Here is a 23582-nt window from a genome sequence, read left to right as displayed (position 1 = left end):
CCTGCTGTCAGGGCCCGTCAGATCCCGTCGGGGTCCGTCCGGCTGAGCGCCGACTTCGGCGACGAGCCGGCCGTCATCAGATAGTCCGCCGCGGCCGTGTCCGTCACCAGGCTGGTGACCAGACCGGACCGCAGCACCGCGTCGATCGCCGCCGCCTTCCGCTGCCCGCCCGCGATCGCGACGACCTCGGGGATACGGCGCAACTGGTCCGCCTTGACGGTGATGCACCGCTCGCCCAGGTCCCGGCCGACCCGGCGGCCCTCGGCGTCGAAGAGGTGCGCGGACGTCTCGGCGGCGACGCCGAGGGACGAGTAGTGCGCCCGCTCCTCGTCGCTGAGCATGTCGTAGACCGTCGAGATGCCCGGCTCCCAGGAGCCGATGGAGACACAAGCGACCGTGACCTTGTCGAAGTACTCGAAGGCCCGGGCGATCCCCGTCTGGTGGCGCAGCGCCTCCGCGGTGGCCGCGTCCGGCAGCAGCATCGGCGCGTAGATGGGGTGGGCGTCGCCGCCCGACACCTGCGCGGCCCGCCGTACGGCCTCGACCGAGCCGCGCTCGGCGGTCCCGGCGTCGTACACGCCCGTCAGCTGGACCACCGTGCAGGGCGGCAGCCGGTCGAGGGCGGCCGCCATGTGGATGGTGGACCGGCCCCAGGCGAGGCCGAGCACATCGCCCTCGTTGACCAGCTCGCCGAGCAGGTCGGCCGCGACCTCCCCGAGGTTCTCGGGATCGGGCGACTCCTCGCTGACCTCGGCCGGGGACTCGACCACGACGGCGTGCCTCAGGCCGTACCGGGCACGCAGCGCGTCCGAGCGCTCCGCGTCCAGTTCGGCCGGTACTCGGATCTCGATCCGTACGAGATCCCGTTCGAGAGCGGTCTCCAGGACCCGGGCCACCTTGAAGCGGCTGACGCCGAACTCCTCCGCGATCTGGATCTTGGACTTGCCCTCAAGGTAGAAGCGGCGGGCCATGGCCGCCGCCTGCACCAGCTCTGCGGGTCCCATCCGCATGGCTGACCGGCCCGCCGACATACCCGACACGGCGATCTCCTCACTGCTGTTCACACTCTGGATTCGCCGTTCATCCTCGCAGATCCGGCGCACTTGATCAGCCTTGATGGCCGCCGTTCACATACCTGCCGCTCAGTGGTCGCACGCCCAGGATGCCTTGCCGACGGCCCCTTCGGCCTGCGTGCGCAATGCACGTACCGCCGCGGCCGGGTCGGATGCCCCGTAGACCGCCGAACCGGCGACGAACACGTCCGCTCCCGCGTCCGCGCAGCGCTCGATCGTCGCGGCCGAAACTCCCCCGTCGACCTGCAGCCACAGCTCCAGTCCGTGCTTGCGGATCAGCTCCCGGGTGCGGCGGATCTTCGGCAGCATGATGTCGAGGAACGACTGGCCACCGAAGCCCGGCTCCACGGTCATGATCAGCAGCATGTCGAGTTCGGGGAGCAGATCCTCGTACGGCTCGATCGGCGTCGCGGGCTTCAGCGCCATGGACGCGCGCGCTCCCTTGGCCCGAATCTCGCGGGCGAGCCGCACCGGCGCACCGGCCGCCTCGACGTGGAAGGTGACGGAGGAGGCACCCGCCTCGACGTACTGCGGCGCCCAGCGATCGGCGTCCTCAATCATCAGATGGCAGTCCAGCGGGGTGTCCGTCGCCCGGGCCAGTGACTCTACGACCGGCACGCCGAGCGTGAGGTTCGGGACGAAGTGGTTGTCCATGACGTCGACGTGGAGCCAGTCGGCTCCCTCCACCGCCTTCGCCTCCTCGGCGAGGCGGGCGAAGTCTGCGGACAGGATGCTGGGGTTGATCTGGACGGCCATGCCCCAAGCCTGCCATGCCCTCCGGGGGTTAGCCGCATCGGTCCGTTGTGGATGCGGTCCATTTCGGGTGCCGGTTGCGTGTGGCTGGGCGCGCCCCGCGGCGGAGCCGCAAACCGACACTGCCCCGCGCCTCTTTCAGGGGCGCTGTTCCGGACGGGGTGGAAACAGTGCCGTTCCGGTGAGTGGACCCGGGCGTGACCCGGGGTCCGGGCGGAGCCCATGCTCGGCGCCACGTCACACGTGACCACGGGGGAATGTGCAGTGAGCCGGACAGAGACGGAGTTGGTCGCGCTGCATGCGCGGCATCTCAGTAGCGGGCGTGGGCGGCTGGCGGCGATGTTCGGGGATGTCGTCGAGGAGTCCGCACGCGGTGCTGAGATCACCTCCACCGACGGGAGGAACTACCTCAACTGCGGTGGCTACGGCGTGTTCTTCGTCGGGGCCGGGCATCCGCGGGTCGTCGAAGCGGTGCGGCGGCAGGCGGGGCGGCTGGCGTTGTCCACCCGGCTCTTCCTGGACCCCGTCTCCGGGCTCGCCGCCGAGGCCCTCACCGGGGTCGCGCCGGCCGGTCTGGACCGGGTGCACTTCTCCGGCTCGGGGACCGAGGCCGTCGAGGCCGCCGTGAAACTGGCCCGCGCGCACGGCAGGCGGCGGCTGATCTCGATGCGGAACGGCTATCACGGCAAGACCCTCGGCGCGCTCTCCCTGACCGCGAACGCGCTCTACCAGGACCCGTTCCGGCCCCTGTTGCCGGACGTGCGCCATGTGCCGTTCGGCGACACCGGCGCGCTGTCGGCGGCTCTGGGTGACGGCGGCGCGGACGCCTGCGTGGTGGTGGAGCCGGTGCAGAGCGAGGCCGGGGTGATCGTGCCGCGGCCCGGATACCTGGCGGCGGTGGCCGCGCTGTGCCGCGAGCACCGCGCGTTCCTGGTGGTCGATGAGGTGATGACCGGGCTGGGTCGGCTCGGCTCCTGGTGGGGCTGCGTGGCCGAGGGCGTACGGCCCGACGTGCTCGTGACGGGCAAGGCGCTGTCCGGTGGTGTGCTGCCGGTGGCGGCCACGCTCGCCACCCAGGAGGCGTTCGAGCCGTTCGACTCCGATCCCTTCCTGCACACCTCCACGTATTCCGGCGCACCGATCGCCATGGCCGCCGTCAGCGCGACCGTCGGGGTCGTCCGGGACGAGGGACTCGTCGAACGGGCCGCCGGCATCGGTGCCCGGCTGCTTCCCGCGCTCCGGGCGGTCGCCGCCGACCGCGCGCCCGGCCTGGTCCGTGAGATCCGCGGCGCCGGGCTGCTGATCGGGATCGAGCTGGCGGACGCGGGGGCGGCCGGGGAGTTCCTGCTGGAGATGGTCGAGCGAGGAGTGGTGGTCAACCACTCCCTCAACGCCCATCCGGTCGTCCGGCTGACCCCGCCCGCCGTGCTCTCCCCGTCGCAGGAGGCCCGGCTGCTGGAGGCGGTCGAGGGTTCGCTGACCGCGCTGGCCAAGTCCCTGACCTGACCCGGCGAACCGACCCCGCGACCCGCACCCGGCCACGAGGCTCCCGAAAGGCTGACGACATGCCGACATATCCCGAGAACCCCAACACCCCTGAGAATACGGCGAGTTCGCGCACCCTGGTCGACCCACCGCACCCGGCACGCCCGCAGACCGTGTTACTGACCGGCGCGAGCGGTGTCCTGGGTACCGCCCTGCTGCCGTATCTGCGCCACCACAAGGTGATCGCGTTGGCGCACCACAGGCATCCCTCCCCGTGCGGCGAGGTCCTGCTCGGTGACGTCACCCGGCCCCGGCTGGGCCTGGACGTCGCCTCCTACCGGCGACTGTGCGCGCGGACGGACGCGGTGGTGCACGCCGCCGGCGTGGTCGCCTTCGGGTCCGGCCGCGCCTCGATGCACGCGGTGAACGTCGAAGGGGCCGGACGGGTCGCCCGGTTCGCGGCCGACGCCGGCGTCCCGCTGATCCACGTCAGCACCGCGTACGTGGCCCGCTACCGGGAGATCCTGGCCGCCGGCGGCAACCGCGCCGAGCGGGCCGGGAACAGTCCCGCGGACTACGTGGCCTCAAAGATGGCCGGCGAGGAGGCGGTCGCGGCAGCGGGCGGCAACGTGACCGTCGTCCGCCCGTCGATCATCATCGGCGACTCCGTCACCGGGGAGATCGCCGAACCCCAAGGGCTGCACACCTTCGCCCAACAAGTGCTCCGCAACCGCCTGCCCTTCGTGCCGAGCGCCCCCGCGAGCTACGTCGACTTCGTACCCCAGGACGTGGTGGCCCGCACGATCGCATCCCTGCTGGACGACGGCGCACACCCCGCCGAGTACTGGCTCAGCGGCGGGGCCCACGCGCTGACCTGCGACCGCTTGGTCCAGGTGATCGTCGAGGAGGCGGCGGAGGCGGGCATCGCGGTACGGCCGCTGCGGGTGCTGGCGCCCGATGTCGTCGAGCGGCTGGTCCGCCCGGCGTTCTTCGACGTGGTGCCCGAGTGGGCGCAGACCCGGCTGGACCGGCTGCTGGACATGTCGTCCGTGCTCTTCAACGAGGAGCCGCTGCCCAGTTCGCTCGCGCATCTGCCCGGCTTCGAGGCCGCGGCGGACGTGCGGGCCAACGAGGACGCCTGGCGGGCGTCGGTACGGCGCCTGATCGCCGACCGGCTCGGCGCCCGGGCGTCGGCGTGAGCGCCCGGCCGGGGACGACGGCGGTCCCCCGTGGCTCCCGCGGGAATCCCGCGGATCGAGGAGGAGACGGCGATGTACTTTCTTGAACCCGAACGCGCGGTGCTGGACCGGTTCCTGCCCGGACTGGACGAGCGGCTCGCGGAACTGCCGCAACGGGAGCTGGAGCGTCCGGGCGGGCCCGCGCTGCCCCTGTTCAGGGCCGCGGGCGGCCCCGCGCTGCTGGTGCCCGCCGAACACCGCGGTCTCGGCATCGGCGCCGAGGACGCCGTGTCGTTGCAGCGTGCGGTCGGGGCGCGCAGCCCGTCGCTGGCGGTGGCCACCACCATGCACCACCTGTCGGTGGCCGGGCTGGTCCAGGCGTACGAGGTCGCGCAGGGCATGGAGTGGATGCTGCTGGAGGCCGTGGCGGACCAACGGCTGCTGGTCGCCTCGGGGTTCGCCGAGGGCCGGTCGGGTCAGTCGATCCTCGACTCCTCCATCAAGGCGCACCAGGACGGCGACGACGTGGTGCTCAACGGCGCCAAGAAACCGTGCAGCCTGTCGGCCTCGATGGACCTGCTGAGCGTGTCGGTGACGCTCGACGACGGGCAGGGGCCGGAGCTGGCCGTGGCGGTGGTGCCCGCCGCGACACCCGGTATCTCCGTGCACCCGTTCTGGGGCAGCTTCGTGCTGGCCGGCGCGGAGAGCGACGAGGTCCGGCTGCGCGACGTACGGGTCACACCGGATCTCGTGGTCCGCACCGGGCTCGGGGAGGACCGCACGCTGGACCCGGTCCAGACCGTGGGCTTCGTCTGGTTCGAGCTGCTGATGGCCGCGTCCTACCTGGGGATGGCCAGCGCGCTGGCCGAGCGCGTGCTGCTGGCGAAGCGGGCGAGCGCCGCCGAACGGGCCGCGATCCTGGTCGAGTTGGAGTCGGCCATGGGCGGCATCCGCGGTGCGGCCGCCGCGATGGACACGGGCCGGCCGCTCGGCCAGGACGACCTGCTCCGCGCACTGGTCTGCCGCTTCTCGACGCAGGACACCATCGACCGGGTGGTCCCGCGGTGCCTGGAGGCGCTGGGCGGCATGGCGTACGTCTCCACCGACGACACCGCGTACCTCACGGCGTGTTCGGCCGCCCTCAAGTTCCATCCGCCGTCGCGCGGTTGGGCCGCGGAGGGCATGTGCGCGGCCTTCGCGGGCGGCCCGCTGGTGCTCGGCTGAGCACGGTGCCCGCCCCGCCCCGAAAGTCCGAACCCCTTACGGAGAAACCCATATGACCTGCCACGTACGCATCGAGGCGATCGTCCCGGACGGAGACGCCACCCACGTCTTCGACCGGGTCCAGGACTACGAGCGGTACACCGACCACACGGACACGGTCCGGTCCGTCACCGTGACGCCCGACGGTCCCGACACCGTGGAGTCCGCCTGGGAGGTGCACTTCCGCAGCGGCCTGCTCCGCTGGACCGAACGGGACGTCATGGACCCCGTGGCCCGGCGCATCACCTTCGACCAACTCACCGGCGACTTCGCGAGTTTCGCGGGCACCTGGGACATCACCCAGGCCGGTACGGACGTGAGCGTGCTGTTCACCTGCGAGTTCGACCTGGGCATCCCCAGCCTGGAACCGATCATCAACCCGGTCGCGATGCGAGCGCTGGACGAGAGCATGGGCCTCATCCTGCGCGGCCTCCTGGGCGAGGACATACGGCTCACCGGCAGCCGCCGCGACACGGCCGCCGCGATGCGGTGAGCGTCGGCGGGGGCCGGCGGTCCTCAGCCGTCCGCACTCCCACCCCGCCCCCAACTGCCGTACTGGCACGCCTGCTTGCGTACCACCCGCCAACCTTGAGGAGAGCTCCGTGGACCAGCGCCGAACCGTCGTGCTCGACCCCTACGGCAGGGCCGTCCCCGAGGAGGCCGCACGCCTGCGCGCGCTCGGCGCCCTCGTGCCGGTGGAGCTGCCCGGTGGTGTCCCCGCCTGGGCCGTCACCCGGTACGACCTGCTGAAGTCGCTGATGCTCGACCCGCGCGTCAGCCGGGACGCCCGCCGGCACTGGTCCCTGTACGACAAGGTCGGCAGCGAACCGGCGTGGGCCTGGCTCTACAGCTGGACCAGCATCGTCAACATGCTCAGTTCCTACGGCGAGGACCACACCCGCCTGCGGAAGCTGGTCGCCCCGAGTTTCACCCGGCACCGTACCGAGGCCATGCTCCCCCGGGTACGGGAGATCACCGCGGGTCTGCTCGACGCGATGGCGGAGATCCCGCCGGGCCAAGTCGTCGATCTACGGGCGGAGTTCGCGCATCCGCTGCCGATGCGGATGATCTGCGACCTGTTCGGCGTGCCGGAGCGGATGCGGGCCGACGTCGCGCGGCTCATCGAGGGGATCATGGACACCACCGGGACCCCGGAGCAGGCCGCGGACGTCCTCGAGCAGATCGTGACGGTGCTGCCGGCGCTGATAGCGGAGAAGAGCGAGCACCCCGGCGACGACCTGACCACCGAGCTGATCACGGTCCGCGACCAGGGCGACCGGCTGTCCGAGGAGGAGCTGATCCACACCCTTCTCCTCGTCATCGGCGCCGGCTTCGAGACGACCGTCAACCTGATCGGCAACGCCGTCCACGCGCTGCTCCGCCACCCCGACCAGCTCAAGCAGGTGCTCGCCGGGCAGTCGACCTGGGACCATGTGATCCAGGAGACCCTGCGCTGGGCCCCGTCCATCGCCAACGTCCCGCTGCGCTACGCGGTTTCCGACATCACGACCGCCGACGGTACGACGATCCGCGCCGGGGAGGCCATCCTCACGACCATCGCCGCGGCGGGCCACGACCCGGAGCGCTTCGGCCCCGACGCCCACCTCTTCGACGTGGCCAGGAACGCGGACGGGCATCTCGCCCTGGGCATCGGCGTGCACCGCTGTGTCGGCGCCCCGCTGGCCCGCATGGAGGCGCTCACCGCGCTGCCCGCACTCTTCGCCCGCTTCCCGGGGATCTCCCTGGCGGTGGAGGAGGACGCACTGGAACAGGTCCCGTCCTTCATCGCCCAGGGCTGGCGCGAACTGCCCGTCCGGCTCGCCCCCACAACTCCCGCCGCCTGACCAGGAGTCGACGCAACAGCAGCCCCTCCCTCCGCACACCCCGCTCGGCGATGTCCCACCCGAGATGCGAGAATCCTGCACTTCACCGGCCTTCAGCAGCGGGCAGGGCACCTCAGCGAAGAGGGAGATGGCATGGGCACGGGACAGCCGTTCGGCTCCTACCAGAACGAGATCTACCTGAACGGGCTCGGCGGCATCGTGCCGTCCTACCCCATGGCCTTCGCGGAGTTGGAGGACCGGGCGAGCTCCGCGCTGCCGCCCTCCGTATGGTCGTACGTCGCGGGCGGCGCGGGCGACGAACGCACCCAGCGGGCCAACGTCACCGCCTTCGACCACTGGGGCCTGGTCCCCCGTATGTTCGTCGGCGCGGCCGAACGCGACCTGTCCGTCGACCTGTTCGGGATGAATCTGCCCTCCCCCGTCTTCATGGCACCGATCGGCGTCATCGGCCTGTGCGCCCAGGACGGCCACGGCGACCTGGCGACCGCGAGGGCCGCCGCACGCACCGGAGTTCCGATGGTCGCCTCGACACTCACGGTCGACCCGCTGGAGGAGGTCGCGGGCGAGTTCGGGGACACCCCGGGCCTCTTCCAGCTCTACACGCCCACCGACAAGGACCTCGCCGCGAGCCTCGTCCACCGCGCGGAACAGGCCGGCTACAAGGGCATCGTGGTCACCCTGGACACCTGGGTCACCGGCTGGCGCCCGCGCGACCTGTCCACCGCCAACTTCCCCCAGCTGCGCGGCCATTGCCTCGCCAACTACACGAGCGACCCGGTCTTCCGCGCCCGCCTCGCCCGCACCCCGGAGGAGGACCCGCAGTCCGCGGTCCTCCTCTGGACCCAGCTCTTCGGCAACCCCCTCACCTGGGACGACCTGCCCTGGCTACGGTCCCTCACCGACCTCCCCCTGATCGTGAAGGGCATCTGCCACCCCGAGGACGTGCGCCGCGCGAAGGACGGCGGCGTGGACGGCGTCTACTGCTCCAACCACGGCGGCCGCCAGGCCAACGGCGGCCTCCCCGCCCTGGACGCCCTGCCCGCGGTGGTCGAAGCGGCGGACGGCCTCCCGGTCCTGTTCGACTCCGGCGTCCGCAGCGGCGCCGACATCGTCAAGGCCATCGCCCTGGGCGCCACCGCCGTGGGCATCGGCCGCCCGTACGCCTACGGCCTCGCGCTGGGCGGCACGGACGGCATCGTCCACGTCCTCCGCTCCCTCCTCGCGGAGACCGACCTGATCATGGCCGTCGACGGCTATCCGAGGCTCGCCGATCTGAGGCAGGAGGGGCTGCGGCGGGTCGTGTGACGGCCGCGTACGGGCGGGCGGCAGGCGGGGGTGGTCTGCCCGGCCGGGGGCCGTCCGCGCCGCCCTACGGTCCCGGGGCGAGACGCCCGGGCACGAGGGCGGATGAACAGGCGGTGGCCCGCCCGACCAGGGACCGTCCGCGTTGCCGTACAGGCCCGGCTGCGGGATCGCCCGCCCGGGCGGTCGGCAACCGGCAGTTCCCTCCACCACCAAGGCGTTCAGCAGCCCCGGAACCTCGCTCCACCCCAACGGTCGACGGTCCGTCCTCGGAGCGCCGCGCCTCTTGGGCACCGGCCCCGCAGGACTCCGTCACCCGGTCCGGCGGATGAGCGCCAGATACATCGCGTCGGTCCCGTGCAGATGCGGCCACAGCTGTACGTCGGGACCCGCGCCGAGGGCCGGGACGTCCGGCAGGAGCGGGCGGGCGTCGATCAGTTCGGTGTGCGGGAACTGCTTGAGGAGGTCGTCGACGACGGCCCGGGTCTCGGCGAGGTGCGGTGAGCAGGTCGCGTAGCCGACGACACCGCCGACCCGCACGGATTCGAGGGCGGTGCGCAGCAGGTCGCGCTGGAGCGGCGCGAATCCTTCGAGGTCCTCCGGCCGGCGCCGCCAGCGGGCCTCGGGGCGGCGGCGCAGGGCGCCGAGCCCCGTACACGGCACATCCATCAGGACGCGGTCGAAGCTGCCGGGACGCCACGGCGGCCGGGTCCCGTCGGCGGCGATGACCTGGTACGGCCCCGGGTTCCCGGCGAGCGACTTCGCCACGAGCCCGGCCCGGTGCGGCGCCTTCTCGGAGGCGAGCAGCATCGCCCCGCGCTCGGCGGCCACGGCGGCGAGCAGCGCGGCCTTGCCGCCGGGACCGGCGCACCCGTCGAGCCACTTCTCGTCCGGCCCGTCCAGCGGCGCGTTGGCGAGGGCGAGCGCGACCAGCTGACTGCCCTCGTCCTGCACCCCCGCACGGCCTTCCTTCACAGCCGCTACGGCCCCGGGCTCGCCACCCTCGCTGAGCCGCACGGCGTACGGCGACCAGCGTCCCGGCACCGCGGCCTCCTCGCGGAGCAGTTCCTCGGTGGTGGAGCGGCCGGGCCGGGCGACCAGGGTCACCTCGGGCCGTTCGTTGTCGGCCTCCAGCAGGTCCTCGATACCGGCGCGTCCGCCGCCGAGCGAGTCCCACAGCGCGGAGACGACCCAGCGCGGGTGCGAGTGCACGATGGCGAGGTTGTCCTCGGGGTCGTCGTCGTAGGGCGGCGCGACCCGCTCGATCCAGGTGTCGAGGTCGTCCTGCGCGACCTTCCGCAGCACGGCGTTGACGAACTTGGCCCGTCCGTCGCCGAGGACGACCCGGGCGAGCTCGACGGAGGCCGACACGGCGGCATGCGTCGGGATCCGCGTCCCGAGCAGCTGGTGCACCCCGAGGCTCAGCACGTCCAGCACCGGCGGGTCGACCTCGCGCAGCGGCCGGTCGACGCACGAGGCGATGATCGCGTCGTAGGTCCCCTGCTTGCGCAGCGTCCCGTACACCAGCTCGGTCGCGAGCGCGGCGTCCCGGGCGTCGAAGTCGCCCTTCTCGCGCGCCTTCCGCAGCAGCGGCGGCAGGACGAGGTTGGCGTACGCGTCCCGCTCGTCCACGGCCCTCAGCGCCTCGAAGGCGAGGAAACGGACGGGGTCCTTCTGCGGCCGGCGGTAGGGCTTGCCGGGCTTACGGGGTCGCGGGGACTGCTCGCTCACGAAAAAGGTGCTCCGGATTTCTGGCTGAGATGTGCACCCAGCCTACGTCGCACCGGCCCGGACGTGCGCGGGACGTCACGCCCCGACAGCACCGAGGCTCTCCCCCGCGCCGATCCGCGCCCCGCGCGCCCAGTCCGCCGCCCGCATCGGCTTCTTGCCCTGCGCCTGCACCCACAGCAGCTCGACGGCGTACGAACCGGTGCCCACGTACACGTTGTTCTTGCCGGCGGCCAGCGCCCCGGGCGCGAGGTCGGTCCGCTCGGGCACGGGTACGGCCTGGATGAGCTTGAGCCGCTCACCGCGGAACACGGTCCAGGCGCCGGGCGCGGGCGTGCACCCGCGCACCACCCGGTCCACGCGCAGCGCGGGAGCCGCCCACTTGACCTCCGCGTCCTCGACGTTGATCTTCGGGGCGAGGGTGATGCCCTCGTTCGGCTGCGGTACGGCCTTCAGGGTGCCGTCCTCGATGCCGTCCATGGTCGCGGCGAGCAGGCCGGAGCCGGCGAAGGCGAGCCGGGTGAGCAGGTCGCCGCTGGTGTCGGTGGGGCGGATCTCCTCGGTGACGGTGCCGTAGACGGGCCCGGAGTCGAGGCCTTCCTCGATCAGGAAGGTGGAGGCGCCGGTGATCTCGTCGCCGGACATGATCGAGTGCTGCACGGGGGCGGCGCCGCGCCAGGCCGGGAGCAGCGAGAAGTGCAGGTTGACCCAGCCGTGGGCGGGGATGTCGAGGGCGACGCGGGGCAGCAGGGCGCCGTAGGCGACGACGGGACAGCAGTCGGGCGCGATCTCCCGCAGCCGCTCCAGGAACTCCGGGTCGCGCGGCTTGACGGGCTTCAGCACCTCGATGCCCGCCTCCTCGGCCCGCTCGGCGACGGGACTCGCCACCAGCCTGCGCCCACGCCCGGCCGGCGCGTCGGGCCGCGTGACGACGGCGGCCACCTCGTGCCGCCCGGAGGCGATCAGGGCGTCCAGGGCGGGAACGGCGACCTCGGGGGTACCGGCGAAGACGAGCTTCATGGGAGGGTTCGGGCCTCTCGGGCGGTGGTGGGCGGGCAGCGCACCAGTCTATTGCGCGTCCCGGCAGGAGCGCCCGGCGGCTCACACCCGTCAACTCACCGGCGCCCGCAGCGCACACCGGTTCTGCGGGGGCGTACGCATATGCCCCTACGCCCCCTTCGCGTGACCAGCGGAGCGCACAGGCGTTGGTCAAGAAAGAGTTGACCTCCTTGGGCCGCATTCGCGCGGCCCGATCCTTTTCAACGCCGGTTCGAGAGGCTTGTTCATGGCCGACCACGCAACCCACGACGCCCAGGCTCGGGCCAGCCTGCACTTGCTGGTGCGGGACATCGAGCGGGTCCGCCGGCAGGTGGACGCACTGCGCACGCTCACCGCCCAGCTGGGCAACGTCTACCGCCCGCGCCGCTCCGGCCCCTCCACGGGCTTCGTCGTCTACGGACGCGCTCCCGCCCCGACGGTCCGTCTCGCGCAGGAGCTGCGGGACAGTGTCGAGACCCTGGTCACGGCCGCCGTGGACTTCGACCGCTCGCTCGGCTTCTCGTGGGACGCGGTGGGCTCGGCCCTGGGTGTCACCAAGCAGGCGGTCCACCGCCGCTACGGCGCCCGCCGCGCCGCGACCCAGGCGGCGGCCGACGCCGAGCGCACGACGGAGGCGGCGACGACCCGCCCGGTGGGCGTGAACACGGGCCTCCCCACGATGCCCACGATGCCCGCCCTCCCCACGGTCCCCGCGGCCCGCTCCATGCCGACCCAGCCCACAGCAGGCAGCCCCACCCTCCGCGAAGAGCCCAGGCCCACGGCTTTCCCGGGCCCCCGCAACGGCTGACCCGCACGACCGAACCCTGCCTGCCTCCCGGCGAAGACCCGGGAGGCAGTTGCATGCCACATCCCGTTCGCCGGTACCCCGCACCCGCGCACAGCCTGCCGCCAACGGCGAGAACCCCAACGGCAAAGGCCCACCTCTCGACGAACGGTGAACGGGCGGTGCGTGGGAGAACATCCGAGGCCGAAGGCCGAGGCTCACCCGATATCCGGCGGATCAACACGCACCCGCACCACATCCCCCCCACCCCGAGCCATCCGAGCAGCCTGCGCGGCCTTCAACGCCCCGGCCAACGCCCCCCCGCTCCCCGGCCGCACCCGAATCAACGCCCGCTCCCACTGCTCCCCCACCGGCGGCGCCCCCACCCGCCGAGCCCCCCCACCCAACGCAACCGGCACCGGAACAGGCCCCAACACCTCAGCATCCGGCGGCAGTTCAACAGCAGCAAGAAACTCCGCGACAGCCCCCGCGACCCCCGCCACCGCAGCCATCCGGGAAACCGGCGGAAACCCCAGCTCCCCCCGCTCCGCAAGCTCCCGCACCGCATGCCCGACGGGATCCCACCGCACCAACGCCTGCACAGGCCGCAAGGTAGGTTCCGCAACCACGACCACAGTCCCCCCACCCCCCTGCGGCCGCACCAGCGAACTCGCCGCGATCCACCGCCGCAACGCATCCTCCCCGGCCCGCAGATCAGGCCGCCCGAGCATCGCCCACCCGTCCAGCAACAACGCCGCCGCGTACCCACCGTCGGCAACCGGCTCGGCCCCCGGCGTACTCACGACCAACGCAGGCGTCCCCGGCACCGTGTCAAGCACCTGCTCCCGCCCCGACGTCCGCACCGGCACCGCCGGAAACGCCCGCCCCAACTCCTCCGCGGTCCGCCGCGCCCCCACGATCTGGGCCCGCAGCCGGAACCCCCCGCACTCGGGACAGTGCCAGGAGTTCTCCTCGACCCCGCACCACCCACACCGCAGCACGCCCGCGTCCTGCCCCTCCAACGGCCCCGCACAGTGCCGACACCGCGCGGCGGCCCGGCACTGAGCACACGCCATCCGCGGCACATACCCCCGCCGAGGCACCTGCACCAGCACGGGCCCGTGCTTCAACCCCTCCCGCACCGCCTGCCAGGCCAACGTGGGCAACCGCGCGGCCCGAGCGGCCTCGTCCCGCGCCAAGTCCCCGTCCCCCACGGTCCGTACGAGCGGAGCGGCCCCCCGTACCTGCTCGCGCGACGGGACCAACGGCCGCGCCCACCCGCTCTCCACGAGCTGCGCGGCCTCCACCGTGCAACTCCAACTCCCCAGCAGAAAGCCGCACTTGTCCAACGCGGCCCGCAACAGCAACACATCCCGCGCATGCGGCTGCGGCGCGTGCGGCTCGCTGTGACTGCCGTCCCCGTCGTCCCAGATCGCGACAAGCCCCAGATCCTGGACGGGCGCGAACATCGCGGCCCGCGTCCCGACGACCGCGCGCACGGACCCCCGCCGTACGGCCAGCCACTGCCGATACCGCTTCTCGGGCCCGGCGTCGGCGGTGAGCAGCGCATGCCGCCCCTCACCCAGCAGCGCCGTCAACGCGGCGTCGACCCGCCCGGCGGCCCGCCCGTCCGGTACGACGACGAGCGCCCCGCGCCCGGAGGCGAGCGTCGCGGCGACGGCCCGCGCGATCTCCTCGCTCCACCCGGGCCCCGGCAGCGCGTTCCACACGGCCCGCGGCGCACCCCCTGAGGCCAGCGCGTCCAGAAACCCGGCCCCCCGCTCGTACCGCGCCCAGGACCCCGCCTCGGGCACCTCGGGCGGCGGCAACGGCTCCGGCGACGGCTTCTGCTCGGCCCGCGCACTGCGCGGCGGCACGGCAAGTTGCAGCACATCGGCAAGGCTCCCGGCATACCGATCGGCAACGGCCCGGGCAAGCCCCAGCAACTCTTCACTCAGCACCGGCTCGGGCGACACGACCTGCGCCAGCGCGGCAAGCGGCCCGGAGTAGTCGGACGCGGCCAGCCGCTCGACAAGAAACCCGTCGATCAGCCCCCCGCCCTCACGCCGCCCGTCCCGCACCCGATGCCGCCCGGCCCCGAACCGCACCCGCACCCGCACCCCGGGCTGCGCGTCGGCGTCGAGCTCCTCAGGCACGGCATAGTCGAAGTACCGGTCGAGATGCAGCACCCCCTTGTCGACGAGCACCCGCGCGACGGGCAGCTCCCCGGCCAACGCGGCCCCCCGCCACGTCCGCGGCTTGGCCTTCGGCCCCTTCGCCTGCCGCACACTCTCCCGAATCAGCGCAAGCTGCTCGGGCGGCGCACCCTCCGCACCGCCGCCCCGTTCCCCGTTCTCGCTGCTCACCCTTGCATTCTTACCAAACGCCACTGACAACGGCCGCCGCCCGCCGTACGCACTCGACCTTCTAGCCCCCGGCGAGGAGCTGGACGATGAGGTCTTCCGCGAAGGCCATGTCCGCGTCCGGGTCACCGTCCCGGAACCGCCCCCCGGCCTCCGAGGCGGCGAACCCGAGCATGAACGTGGACAGCAGCCGCTCGGCCCGCGGAATCCGCTCCTCCTGGACACCGGCGGCGCGCAGGGCGCCGTAGACCGCGTTCCGCGGCCCGACGGCCTCCGGGGTGACCGCCGGCCGTTGGAAGAGCAGCAGGAACAGGTCGGGGTGGCGCCGGGCCGTGGCCCGCATGCTGCGGGCGAGCAGGCGCAGTTGCCCACGCCAGTCGAGCCCGGGTTCGGGCACCTCGATCTCCAGCAACAGCCGCTCCACGAGGCCGTCGAGAAGTCCCTGCTTGTCGCCGACGTGCCGGTAGAGCGTCATCGGGTTGACGTCGAGCTCCTGCGCGACGGCCCGCATCGTGACGGCCGACAGCCCCTTCCGGGTCGCCAACTCCCATGTCACGTCCAGCACTTGATCACGACTGATCCGTCGTGGCGTCACTTGACACCTTCCCTCGAAGCTACGTATACACAGTATACGTATACGTTGTATATATCGAGGGAGCGACCATGCTGACCGTCAGCGGCCTGCGCAAACGATGGGGCCCCGTCCAGGCCCTCGACGGCTTCGACCTGCACATCGAGCCCGGCGAGATCTGCGGCCTGATCGGCCACAACGGCGCGGGCAAGACCACCTTCGCCCGCATAGTCGCCGGCCTGGAACACCCCGACGCGGGCTCGGTCCGCGCAGCGGGCCTGGACCTAGCCACGGCCCCACGCTCCGCCCGCGGCCTGATCGGCCTGGCCCCCCAGGAACCGGCCCTCTACCCGACCGCCACCCTCCGCCAGAACCTGCGCCTCTACGGCGGTCTCGCCGGCCTGCGCCGGACCGAACTGCGCTCCGAAACAGCCGCCGTAGCAGAGGAGTTGATCCTCACCGACGTACTCGACCGCCCGATCGCGACACTCTCCGGCGGCCAGCAGCGCCGCGCACAGGCAGCCACGGTCCTCCTCCCCCGCCCCCGCGTGCTGCTGCTCGACGAACCCACCGTCGGCGCCGACCCCACCACCCGGGAAGCGCTGCTACGACTCGTCAGGACCCGCGCCGACGAAGGCGCCGCGATCTGCTACACCACGCACTACCTACCGGAGTTGGAGCACCTGGACGCCACACTCGCGGTCGCCGCGTCCGGCCGCGTGATCGCCCGCGGAAACCGCGCCGACCTCCTCGACGGCCTCCCCGGAGAGGTCACGGTGACGTTCACCGGCGCCGTACCGGAGCACCTGGCACAGACCTCGACTCGCCCTGGGGAACTGCGCTTCAGCACCGCGGACCCGGCCCGGGCACTGGCCCGGCTCCTCCGGGACCTGGGCCCCGACACCGCCCGCGTCCGCTCGGCCGCGATCCGCGAACCGTCGCTCGACGACCTCTACCGCGGCCTCGCCGCCCGCCAACTCCCCACGGGGGCCCACGATGCAGCCTGATCCGCTGCCGGCCACGGCACGCTTCTCCCCCACGCTCTCCGCCCGCCACACCAGGGTAATGACCCGCCACACCCTCGTCCTGCTCATCCGGGACCCCGGAACCCCGCTCGCCTACACCGTCATGTCCCTGGTGCTGCTGACGGTCCTCCACCCGGTGTACGACCGCCTGGCCACCCCCGGCACACCGGGCATCGTGCAGGCCGCTCCGGGCATCACGGTGATGTTCACCCTGCTCGCCCTGGACGTGGCAGGCCAGCTCCTGCTCTCCGAACGCACCTGGCACACCTGGGACCGCCTGCGCTCCGGCCCGGCGTCCCCGTCGACGATCCTGACCGGCAAAGCCGTCCCCCTGATCGCCCTGTTCCTGGCCCAACAGTCCGTACTGTTCCTCTTCGCGACCGCGGCCTTCGACTTCCCTCTCGCTGCTGGCACTTGGCGCCTCCCCCTGCTGGCCCTCCTCTGGGCGGCCTGCGTCACCTCCTGCGGCCTGGCACTCGGCGTCCACACCCGCACCCAGGGCCAGTTGGCCGCCGCCTCCGACATCGGCGCCCTCACGATCACCTGCCTCAGCGGCTGCCTGGTCCCCCTCACCGTCCTCCCCCACTGGGTCTCCACGGTGGCTCCCGCGACCCCGGGCTACTGGGCCCTCCACGGCTTCCAGGCGGCGGTCACCGGCGACACCCGGGCCTACACACACTCGACGGCGGTCATCGCGGCCATCACGGCAGCGGCACTCCTTGTGTCGGCCCGTCGTATCCGCCGCTGATCCCGGGAAACACCGAGGCCCGGCTCCCCCCAAGGGAAACCGGGCCTCGCAGAGCGTGTCGAAGGCGCGGGACCTACAGTCCGGCGGCCTTGCGCAGTGCGTCCACGCGGTCGGTGCGCTCCCACGTGAAGTCGGGGATCTCGCGGCCGAAGTGGCCGTAGGCGGCGGTCTGCGCGTAGATCGGGCGCAGCAGGTCGAGGTCGCGGATGATGGCGGCCGGACGGAGGTCGAAGACCTCGTCGATCGCCTTCTCGATCCGGTCCGTGTCGACCTTGGCCGTGCCGAAGGTCTCGACGAACAGGCCCACCGGCTCGGCCTTGCCGATCGCGTACGCGACCTGGACCTCGCAGCGCGAGGCGAGGCCCGCGGCGACGACGTTCTTGGCGACCCAGCGCATCGCGTACGCCGCCGAACGGTCCACCTTGGACGGGTCCTTGCCCGAGAACGCACCGCCACCGTGGCGGGCCATGCCGCCGTAGGTGTCGATGATGATCTTGCGGCCGGTCAGACCCGCGTCGCCCATCGGGCCGCCGATCTCGAAGCGGCCGGTCGGGTTGACCAGGAGGCGGTAGTTCTCCGTGTCGAGCTTGATGCCGTCTTCCAGGAGGGCCTTCAGCTCGGCCTCGACCACGAACTCGCGGATGTCGGGGGCGAGCAGCGACTCCAGGTCGATGTCGGAGGCGTGCTGCGAGGAGACGACGACCGTGTCGAGGCGGACGGCCTTGTCGCCGTCGTACTCGATGGTGACCTGGGTCTTGCCGTCGGGGCGCAGGTACGGGATGGTCCCGTTCTTGCGGACCTCCGAGAGGCGCTTGGCGAGGCGGTGCGCGAGGAAGATCGGGAGCGGCATCAGCGTCGGCGTCTCGTCCGTCGCGTAGCCGAACATCAGGCCCTGGTCGCCCGCGCCCTGCTTGTCGAGCTCGTCGTCATCGCCCTCGACACGGTTCTCGTACGCCGTGTCGACGCCCTGCGCGATGTCCGGGGACTGCGCGCCGATGGACACCGAGACACCGCAGGAGGCGCCGTCGAAGCCCTTCTTGGAGGAGTCGTAGCCGATCTCCAGGATCTTGTCGCGGACGAGCTGCGCGATGGGCGCGTAGGTCTTGGTGGTGACCTCGCCGGCCACGTGCACCAGGCCGGTCGTGATCAGCGTCTCGACGGCGACCCGGGAACTCGGGTCCTCCCGCAGAAGCGCATCGAGAATGGTGTCGCTGATCTGGTCAGCGATCTTGTCGGGGTGACCTTCGGTCACGGACTCCGAGGTGAACAGACGACGGGACACAACGCTCCCTGAGGTTGCAGCGGCTGCTGGCTGATCATTGGCGGACGGACGGGAGCTGCGCCCGACGTCGTCCGAGAACAGTTTATCGGTCGCGGTCGACAGACGGTCCCCCTGTCTCGCCTCTCGGGAAACCCTGTGACCTGCGGCACGCGCATTTTGCCGAATGCCGAGTGCCGTTGGCCAGAGCCGCCACGCACCAATGTCAGGTTTCGGCGAACTGACAGACGGCTGACAGATGGCTGAAACAAATCAGGCCAGACGGTGTGCCACCAGGTCCCACACGGTCTCGGCCAGGGCTTCCTTCGGGCCGTACGGGACGGCGGTCTCGCTGCCGTCGGCACCCAGCACAACCGCCTCGTTCTCCTCGGAACCGAACGTCTTGCGCTCTCCCACCTCGTTCACCACCAGCAGATCGCACCCCTTGCGTGCCAGTTTGGTACGGCCGTTGGCGAGGACGTCGTCCGTCTCGGCGGCGAACCCGACGACCACCTGTCCGGGGCGGGCCCGGTCGGCGGAGATCTCCGCGAGGATGTCCGGATTCCGCACCAGGACGATCGGGTCGGGGTCCTTGCCGTCCTTCTTCTTGATCTTCCCGTCCGCGTACTCGGCCGGACGGAAGTCCGCGACCGCCGCCGCCATGACGACCGCGTCCGCGTCCGCGGCAGCCTTCAGCACCGCCTCCCGCAGCTGTACGGCGGTCCCGACCGGGACGACGTCCACGCCCGCCGGGTCCGGCAGTCCCGTGTTCGCCGCGATCAGCGTGACGCGGGCGCCCCGGGCGGCGGCGGTGCGGGCGAGGGCGTAGCCCTGCTTGCCGGAAGAGCGGTTGCCGAGGAACCGGACCGGGTCGAGGGGCTCGCGGGTGCCGCCGGCGCTGACGACGACGTGCCGGCCCTTGAGGTCGGGCTCGGTGACGCCCCGCGCGAGCACCCGGCGGCAGACCTCGAAGATCTCGGTGGGGTCGGGCAGCCGGCCCTTGCCGGTGTCGACGCCGGTCAGCCTGCCGACGGCGGGTTCGATCACCACGGCGCCGCGGCGGCGCAGTGTCGCCACGTTCTCCTGGGTGGCCGGGTGTTCCCACATCTCCGTGTGCATGGCGGGCGCGAAGACGACCGGGCAGCGGGCGGTGAGGAGGGTGTTGGTGAGGAGGTCGTCGGCCAGGCCATGGGCCGCCTTCGCCAGCATGTCGGTCGTCGCCGGCGCCACGATCACCAGGTCGGCGCTCTGGCCGATGCGCACATGTGGGACCTCGTGGACGTCGTCCCACACCTCGGTCGAGACGGGGTGCCCGGAGAGCGCGGACCAGGTGGCCGCGCCCACGAAGTGCAGGGCGGACGCGGTGGGGACGACGCGGACGTCATGGCCCGACTCCGTCAGTCTGCGCAGCAGCTCACAGGCCTTGTACGCGGCGATGCCACCGCTGACCCCCAGAACGACCTTGGGCTTGTCCACCGTCTCTCCCCGAATTCGGAAACGTGCGTGCGACTCGTGCGACCTGTACGACTCCATGACACACCACAGGCCCGACAGTCGCTGCCGGGCCTGTGGATAAAGCTGCTGCGTCTCAGGTCGCGGGGCCCTCGACGGCCTCGGAGGTCAGCAGACCCGCGTTGATCTCGCGCAGGGCGATGGAGAGCGGCTTCTCGTGGACGTGCGTGTCGACGAGCGGACCGACGTACTCGAGCAGGCCCTCGCCGAGCTGCGAGTAGTACGCGTTGATCTGACGGGCACGCTTGGCGGCGTAGATCACGAGGCTGTACTTCGAGTCGGTGGCCTCGAGGAGCTCGTCGATCGGAGGGTTGATGATGCCCTCGGGAGCGGTGATGGAAGAGGACACGCTCTGCCTTCCGAAAGATGGGATGAGATCGGAAAAACGATCACACAACTTCCATCAAGGCTAGCAGCTCGCGCGCTACGTCCTCGACGGAGGTGTTGACCAGGGTCGCGTCGAACTCGGGCTCCGCCGCGAGCTCGATCTTGGCCGCGTCCAGGCGGCGCTCGATCACCTCGGGCGGCTCGGTGCCCCGTCCGGTGAGCCTGCGCACCAGCTCCTCCCAGGAGGGAGGAGCCAGGAACACCGAGTGGGCCTCGGACATGGACTCGCGGACCTGCCGGGCGCCCTGGAGATCGATCTCCAGGAGGACCGGCACGCCGGACTCCAGATGCTCGAGCACGGCGGTACGCGGCGTGCCGTAGCGGTTGCCCGCGAATTCGGCCCACTCCAGAAGCTCGCCGTTGGCGATCAGCTTGTCCATCTCCTCGTCGGAGACGAAGAAGTAGTGGACGCCGTGCTTCTCGCCGGGGCGGGGCCTGCGGGTCGTCGCCGACACCGAGAGCCACACCTCGGGGTGTTCCTTGCGCATATGGGCGACGACCGTGCTCTTGCCGACCCCAGAGGGGCCGGAGAGCACGGTCAGCCGCGGACGTACGTCCGGGGGCTCGGGGGTCGTCCCCCGGAATGTTGCAGCCATGCAGCGATTATTCCAGCAATCCCGGTGCGCCCGGGACTCCTGGTCCGGAGTATCCGGACTCAGGAACCAGTGCTGCCGAACTCACGCTCCAGGGAGGCGATCTGGTTGGAACCAAGGCCACGGACACGGCGGCTCTCGGAGATACCGAGTCGCTCCATGATCTGCTTGGCGCGGACCTTGCCCACGCCGGGCAGGGACTCAAGCAGGGCGGAGACCTTCATCTTGCCGATGACGTCGTTCTCCTGGCCCTGCTTGATGACGTCATGCAGGGAGGCGCCGGAGTGCTTGAGTCGATTCTTGACCTCGGCCCGCTCCCGGCGAGCCGCGGCGGCCTTTTCGAGCGCGGCTGCGCGCTGTTCAGGGGTAAGGGGCGGAAGAGCCACGCCTACGTCACCTCGGATGTCGAACTGTCGGATACGGACCGGTGAGGAACCTAGTCGCCCCACACCTGGGGAGCTACGAGCAACACGCTTGCCCGTTGACTCTGCTCGGAGACTAGCGGCCAGGGACGCCAGAGTCAGCGAGAACAGAGGAAAAGTCCTGGTCAGCCTGCGCCAGGCCGGACATTCCCGACATAATGCCCCTGATTTGAGGATGTATTCAGACTCAAGTCGCTCCGGAGTCGCTCGTCGAGCCACTCATCGGAGGACTCGATCGACCCGTTCGAACACCTCAGACGGTCGCAAAGGCGACGCGGATCTCCTCCGCGAAGCCGTCCGAGGCCGTCCGCAGGGCTCCCACGTCGGGACCGTGACGTAGAACACTCCGGCTCACGTTCGGAACGACATTCCGCAGCGCCTCCCCGAAGACCCGGGGCAGATCGGCCGGAGTAGCCCCCTGCGCCCCGATGCCGGGCGCGAGGATCGGACCGTTGACCGCGAGGTCGTACGACGACAGGTCGCCCAGCGTGGCGCCGACGACGGCCCCGAAGGAGCCCAGCGGCTCCTCCCCCGCGTTCTCGGCGGCCAGGTGGGCCAGCATGGTCGCTCCGATGTTCCGGCCGTCCGCGCGGACCGCGTGCTGCACCTCGCCGCCCTCCGGGTTGGAGGTCAGCGCGAGGACGAAGAGGCCCGTGCCGCTCTCCCGCGCCAGTTCGATCGCCGGGGCGAGCGAGCCGTAGCCGAGATACGGCGAGACGGTCAGCGCGTCGGAGAAGAGCGGGGAGTCCTTCCGGAGGAAGGACTCGGCGTACGCGGCCATGGTCGAGCCGATGTCGCCGCGCTTGGCGTCCATCACGATCAGCGCGCCGGCCGCCCGCGCCTCCTCGACGGACTTCTCCAGGACGGCGATCCCGCGCGAGCCGAAGCGTTCGAAGAAGGCGCTCTGCGGCTTGAGGACGGCGACCCGGTCGGCGAGTGCCTCGACGACCGTGCGGCTGAACCGCTCCAGTCCGGCGATGTCGTCGTTCAGGCCCCACTCGGTGAGCAGCGAGGCGTGCGGGTCGATGCCGACGCAGAGCGGTCCGCGTTCGTCCATGGCTCGGCGGAGACGTGCGCCAAAGGGTTCGAGAGGGCTCATACCGGCTTCCTTGTGTCGGCGCCGACCGCGTCGGCGAGGGTGGCGTACGGGCTCGTGCGCAGGCGCGCGGCGAGGCCCTTGTGGAGGTCGCGAGCGTAGAACGGCCCTTCGTAGATGAAGGCGCTGTAGCCCTGCACGAGCGTGGCTCCGGCGAGGATGCGCTGCCAGGCGTCCTCGGCGTTCTCGATGCCGCCGACGCCGACGAGGGTGATGCGGTCGCCCACGCGCGCGTAGAGGCGGCGCAGTACCTCCAGGGAACGAGCCTTCAGCGGGGCCCCGGACAGTCCGCCGGTCTCCTTGACGAGCTCCGGTTCGGATGTCAGGCCGAGTCCCTCGCGCGCGATGGTCGTGTTCGTGGCGATGATGCCGTCCAGACCGAGTTCCACGGCGAGGTCGGCCACGGCGTCCACGTCCTCGTCGGCGAGGTCCGGGGCGATCTTCACCAGCAGCGGGACGCGGCGGTCGGTCACCGCGCGGTCGGCGGCCTCACGGACGGCGGTCAGCAGCGGGCGGAGCGCCTCGGTCGCCTGGAGGTTGCGCAGCCCGGGCGTGTTGGGCGACGACACGTTGACGACGAGATAGTCGGCGTGCCGGGCGAGTCGCTCGGTCGACTTCACGTAGTCGCCGACGGCCTCTTCCTCGGGTACGACCTTGGTCTTGCCGATGTTGACGCCCACGACGGTCCGGAAGACCGCCTCACGAGCCGCCAGGCGGGCCGCCACGGCCTCGGAGCCCTCGTTGTTGAACCCCATGCGGTTGATCAGCGCCCGGTCCGGCACAAGGCGGAACAGCCGTTTCTTGGGGTTGCCGGGCTGCGGCTCCCCCGTGACCGTGCCGATCTCGACGTGGTCGAAGCCGAGCATCGACATGCCGTCGATCGCGACCGCGTTCTTGTCGAAACCGGCGGCGAGCCCGAAGGGGCCGTGCATCCGCAGCCCGAAGGCCTCGGTCCGCAGCTCCTCGAACCGGGGCGCGAGGGCGGCGGCGACGAACGTGCGCAGGACGGGGATTCGGACGGCGAGCCGGATCCAGCGGAAGGCGAGGTGGTGGGCCTGCTCAGGGTCCATCCGTTTGAAGACCAGACGGAAGAAAAGCTTGTACATGTCGGTGTCCTCTTGAAGCCTCTGGTGACCTCATGAAGAGGGGGACACCGTTT

22 protein-coding genes are annotated in these 23582 nt (G+C 71.6%); 9 read left to right on the top strand and 13 right to left on the bottom strand.

What is annotated here, in order from left to right; translation table 11 throughout:
* Positions 1-17 precede the first annotated feature (17 nt).
* Both OG714_RS41685 and rpe read right to left on the bottom strand, forming a co-directional pair.
* Positions 18-1064: a sugar-binding transcriptional regulator gene (locus tag OG714_RS41685; protein WP_399006070.1), complete on the bottom strand. Its 1047-nt coding sequence runs from the start codon at positions 1062-1064 to the stop codon at positions 18-20.
* A 78-nt stretch (positions 1065-1142) separates the two neighbouring features.
* Complete coding sequence (gene rpe / locus OG714_RS41680) at positions 1143-1829, bottom strand: ribulose-phosphate 3-epimerase (protein WP_406128926.1); 687 nt, start codon at positions 1827-1829, stop codon at positions 1143-1145.
* A gap of 282 nt (positions 1830-2111) precedes the next feature.
* On the opposite strand from rpe, the gene OG714_RS41675 reads away from it, so the two are divergent.
* The 6 genes from OG714_RS41675 to OG714_RS41650 all read left to right on the top strand — a co-directional run bounded on the left by OG714_RS41675 (position 2112) and on the right by OG714_RS41650 (position 8901).
* Positions 2112-3332: an aspartate aminotransferase family protein gene (locus tag OG714_RS41675; RefSeq protein WP_406132130.1), complete on the top strand. Its 1221-nt coding sequence runs from the start codon at positions 2112-2114 to the stop codon at positions 3330-3332.
* Positions 3333-3391: 59 nt separating this feature from the next.
* Positions 3392-4510 carry an SDR family oxidoreductase gene (locus OG714_RS41670; RefSeq protein WP_406128924.1) on the top strand — a complete coding sequence of 373 codons (1119 nt, stop codon included), beginning with the start codon at positions 3392-3394 and terminating at the stop codon, positions 4508-4510.
* Between the two features lie 72 nt (positions 4511-4582).
* Positions 4583-5713 carry an acyl-CoA dehydrogenase gene (locus OG714_RS41665; RefSeq protein WP_406128922.1) on the top strand — a complete coding sequence of 377 codons (1131 nt, stop codon included), beginning with the start codon at positions 4583-4585 and terminating at the stop codon, positions 5711-5713.
* Between the two features lie 52 nt (positions 5714-5765).
* Positions 5766-6245 (top strand): SRPBCC family protein, encoded by a 480-nt coding sequence (locus OG714_RS41660; RefSeq protein ID WP_327405452.1) that lies wholly within the window; start codon positions 5766-5768, stop codon positions 6243-6245.
* A 109-nt stretch (positions 6246-6354) separates the two neighbouring features.
* On the top strand, positions 6355-7596 hold the full coding sequence (locus OG714_RS41655) for a cytochrome P450 (protein WP_406128921.1): 1242 nt from the start codon (positions 6355-6357) through the stop codon (positions 7594-7596).
* 132 nt (positions 7597-7728) lie between these two features.
* The gene (locus OG714_RS41650; protein ID WP_406128920.1) at positions 7729-8901 is read left to right on the top strand and encodes an alpha-hydroxy-acid oxidizing protein; all 1173 of its coding nucleotides are present in this window, start codon (positions 7729-7731) and stop codon (positions 8899-8901) included.
* Positions 8902-9210: 309 nt separating this feature from the next.
* On the opposite strand, the gene OG714_RS41645 is transcribed toward OG714_RS41650, so the two are convergent.
* Positions 9211-10629: an RsmB/NOP family class I SAM-dependent RNA methyltransferase gene (locus OG714_RS41645; protein ID WP_406128919.1), complete on the bottom strand. Its 1419-nt coding sequence runs from the start codon at positions 10627-10629 to the stop codon at positions 9211-9213.
* A 75-nt stretch (positions 10630-10704) separates the two neighbouring features.
* Positions 10705-11646 (bottom strand): methionyl-tRNA formyltransferase, encoded by a 942-nt coding sequence (gene fmt / locus OG714_RS41640; protein ID WP_406128918.1) that lies wholly within the window; start codon positions 11644-11646, stop codon positions 10705-10707.
* Positions 11647-11911: 265 nt separating this feature from the next.
* Here fmt and OG714_RS41635 point away from each other — a divergent pair, with 265 nt between their 5' ends.
* Positions 11912-12472, top strand: a complete 561-nt coding sequence (locus OG714_RS41635; protein ID WP_406128916.1) for a hypothetical protein — start codon at positions 11912-11914, stop codon at positions 12470-12472.
* 194 nt (positions 12473-12666) lie between these two features.
* Here the strand turns inward: OG714_RS41635 and OG714_RS41630 are convergent, their stop codons facing one another.
* A complete protein-coding gene (locus tag OG714_RS41630) occupies positions 12667-14814 on the bottom strand; it encodes a primosomal protein N' (protein ID WP_406128914.1) in 2148 nt (715 codons plus the stop codon).
* 61 nt (positions 14815-14875) lie between these two features.
* Positions 14876-15406: a TetR/AcrR family transcriptional regulator gene (locus tag OG714_RS41625; protein ID WP_406128913.1), complete on the bottom strand. Its 531-nt coding sequence runs from the start codon at positions 15404-15406 to the stop codon at positions 14876-14878.
* 68 nt (positions 15407-15474) lie between these two features.
* Between OG714_RS41625 and OG714_RS41620 the strand changes: the two genes are divergently transcribed.
* Positions 15475-16389: an ABC transporter ATP-binding protein gene (locus tag OG714_RS41620; RefSeq protein ID WP_406128911.1), complete on the top strand. Its 915-nt coding sequence runs from the start codon at positions 15475-15477 to the stop codon at positions 16387-16389.
* On the top strand, positions 16379-17155 hold the full coding sequence (locus OG714_RS41615) for an ABC transporter permease (RefSeq protein WP_406128909.1): 777 nt from the start codon (positions 16379-16381) through the stop codon (positions 17153-17155). Before OG714_RS41620 ends, OG714_RS41615 begins: the two co-directional genes overlap by 11 nt.
* 73 nt (positions 17156-17228) lie before the next feature.
* On the opposite strand, the gene metK is transcribed toward OG714_RS41615, so the two are convergent.
* From metK to OG714_RS41580, 7 genes are all read right to left on the bottom strand, one after another.
* Positions 17229-18437: a methionine adenosyltransferase gene (metK, locus tag OG714_RS41610; protein WP_406128907.1), complete on the bottom strand. Its 1209-nt coding sequence runs from the start codon at positions 18435-18437 to the stop codon at positions 17229-17231.
* A gap of 249 nt (positions 18438-18686) precedes the next feature.
* Positions 18687-19889 carry a bifunctional phosphopantothenoylcysteine decarboxylase/phosphopantothenate--cysteine ligase CoaBC gene (coaBC, locus tag OG714_RS41605; protein ID WP_406128905.1) on the bottom strand — a complete coding sequence of 401 codons (1203 nt, stop codon included), beginning with the start codon at positions 19887-19889 and terminating at the stop codon, positions 18687-18689.
* Between the two features lie 112 nt (positions 19890-20001).
* Positions 20002-20274, bottom strand: a complete 273-nt coding sequence (gene rpoZ / locus OG714_RS41600; protein ID WP_019059732.1) for a DNA-directed RNA polymerase subunit omega — start codon at positions 20272-20274, stop codon at positions 20002-20004.
* Positions 20275-20314: 40 nt separating this feature from the next.
* On the bottom strand, positions 20315-20908 hold the full coding sequence (gene gmk, locus OG714_RS41595; protein ID WP_366097417.1) for a guanylate kinase: 594 nt from the start codon (positions 20906-20908) through the stop codon (positions 20315-20317).
* Positions 20909-20967: 59 nt separating this feature from the next.
* Positions 20968-21291, bottom strand: coding sequence for an integration host factor (locus OG714_RS41590; protein ID WP_019059734.1), 324 nt, complete (start codon positions 21289-21291; stop codon positions 20968-20970).
* A gap of 289 nt (positions 21292-21580) precedes the next feature.
* Positions 21581-22426 (bottom strand): orotidine-5'-phosphate decarboxylase, encoded by an 846-nt coding sequence (pyrF, locus tag OG714_RS41585; protein WP_406128903.1) that lies wholly within the window; start codon positions 22424-22426, stop codon positions 21581-21583.
* On the bottom strand, positions 22423-23529 hold the full coding sequence (locus tag OG714_RS41580) for a quinone-dependent dihydroorotate dehydrogenase (RefSeq protein WP_406128901.1): 1107 nt from the start codon (positions 23527-23529) through the stop codon (positions 22423-22425). Before OG714_RS41580 ends, pyrF begins: the two co-directional genes overlap by 4 nt.
* Positions 23530-23582: the final 53 nt, after the last annotated feature.

The sequence above is a fragment of the Streptomyces sp. NBC_00989 genome, from assembly GCF_045162655.1.
In the GTDB taxonomy this organism is placed as follows: Bacteria; Actinomycetota; Actinomycetes; order Streptomycetales; family Streptomycetaceae; genus Streptomyces.
The sequence above is the reverse complement of the archived record's forward strand: the minus strand, read 5'-3'. Positions and strand labels throughout refer to the sequence as shown.

Excerpts from the sequence above, each read along its gene's own strand:
- rpe (WP_406128926.1), bottom strand. The coding sequence starts at position 1,829 with ATGGCCGTCCAGATCAACCCCAGCATCCTGTCCGCAGACTTCGCCCGC.
- OG714_RS41580 (WP_406128901.1), bottom strand. The coding sequence starts at position 23,529 with ATGTACAAGCTTTTCTTCCGTCTGGTCTTCAAACGGATGGACCCTGAG.
- pyrF (WP_406128903.1), bottom strand. The coding sequence starts at position 22,426 with ATGAGCCCTCTCGAACCCTTTGGCGCACGTCTCCGCCGAGCCATGGAC.
- OG714_RS41620 (WP_406128911.1), top strand. The coding sequence starts at position 15,475 with ATGCTGACCGTCAGCGGCCTGCGCAAACGATGGGGCCCCGTCCAGGCC.
- OG714_RS41650 (WP_406128920.1), top strand. The coding sequence starts at position 7,729 with ATGGGCACGGGACAGCCGTTCGGCTCCTACCAGAACGAGATCTACCTG.
- OG714_RS41615 (WP_406128909.1), top strand. The coding sequence starts at position 16,379 with ATGCAGCCTGATCCGCTGCCGGCCACGGCACGCTTCTCCCCCACGCTC.
- OG714_RS41670 (WP_406128924.1), top strand. The coding sequence starts at position 3,392 with ATGCCGACATATCCCGAGAACCCCAACACCCCTGAGAATACGGCGAGT.
- OG714_RS41665 (WP_406128922.1), top strand. The coding sequence starts at position 4,583 with ATGTACTTTCTTGAACCCGAACGCGCGGTGCTGGACCGGTTCCTGCCC.
- OG714_RS41660 (WP_327405452.1), top strand. The coding sequence starts at position 5,766 with ATGACCTGCCACGTACGCATCGAGGCGATCGTCCCGGACGGAGACGCC.
- fmt (WP_406128918.1), bottom strand. The coding sequence starts at position 11,646 with ATGAAGCTCGTCTTCGCCGGTACCCCCGAGGTCGCCGTTCCCGCCCTG.
- OG714_RS41635 (WP_406128916.1), top strand. The coding sequence starts at position 11,912 with ATGGCCGACCACGCAACCCACGACGCCCAGGCTCGGGCCAGCCTGCAC.
- gmk (WP_366097417.1), bottom strand. The coding sequence starts at position 20,908 with ATGGCTGCAACATTCCGGGGGACGACCCCCGAGCCCCCGGACGTACGT.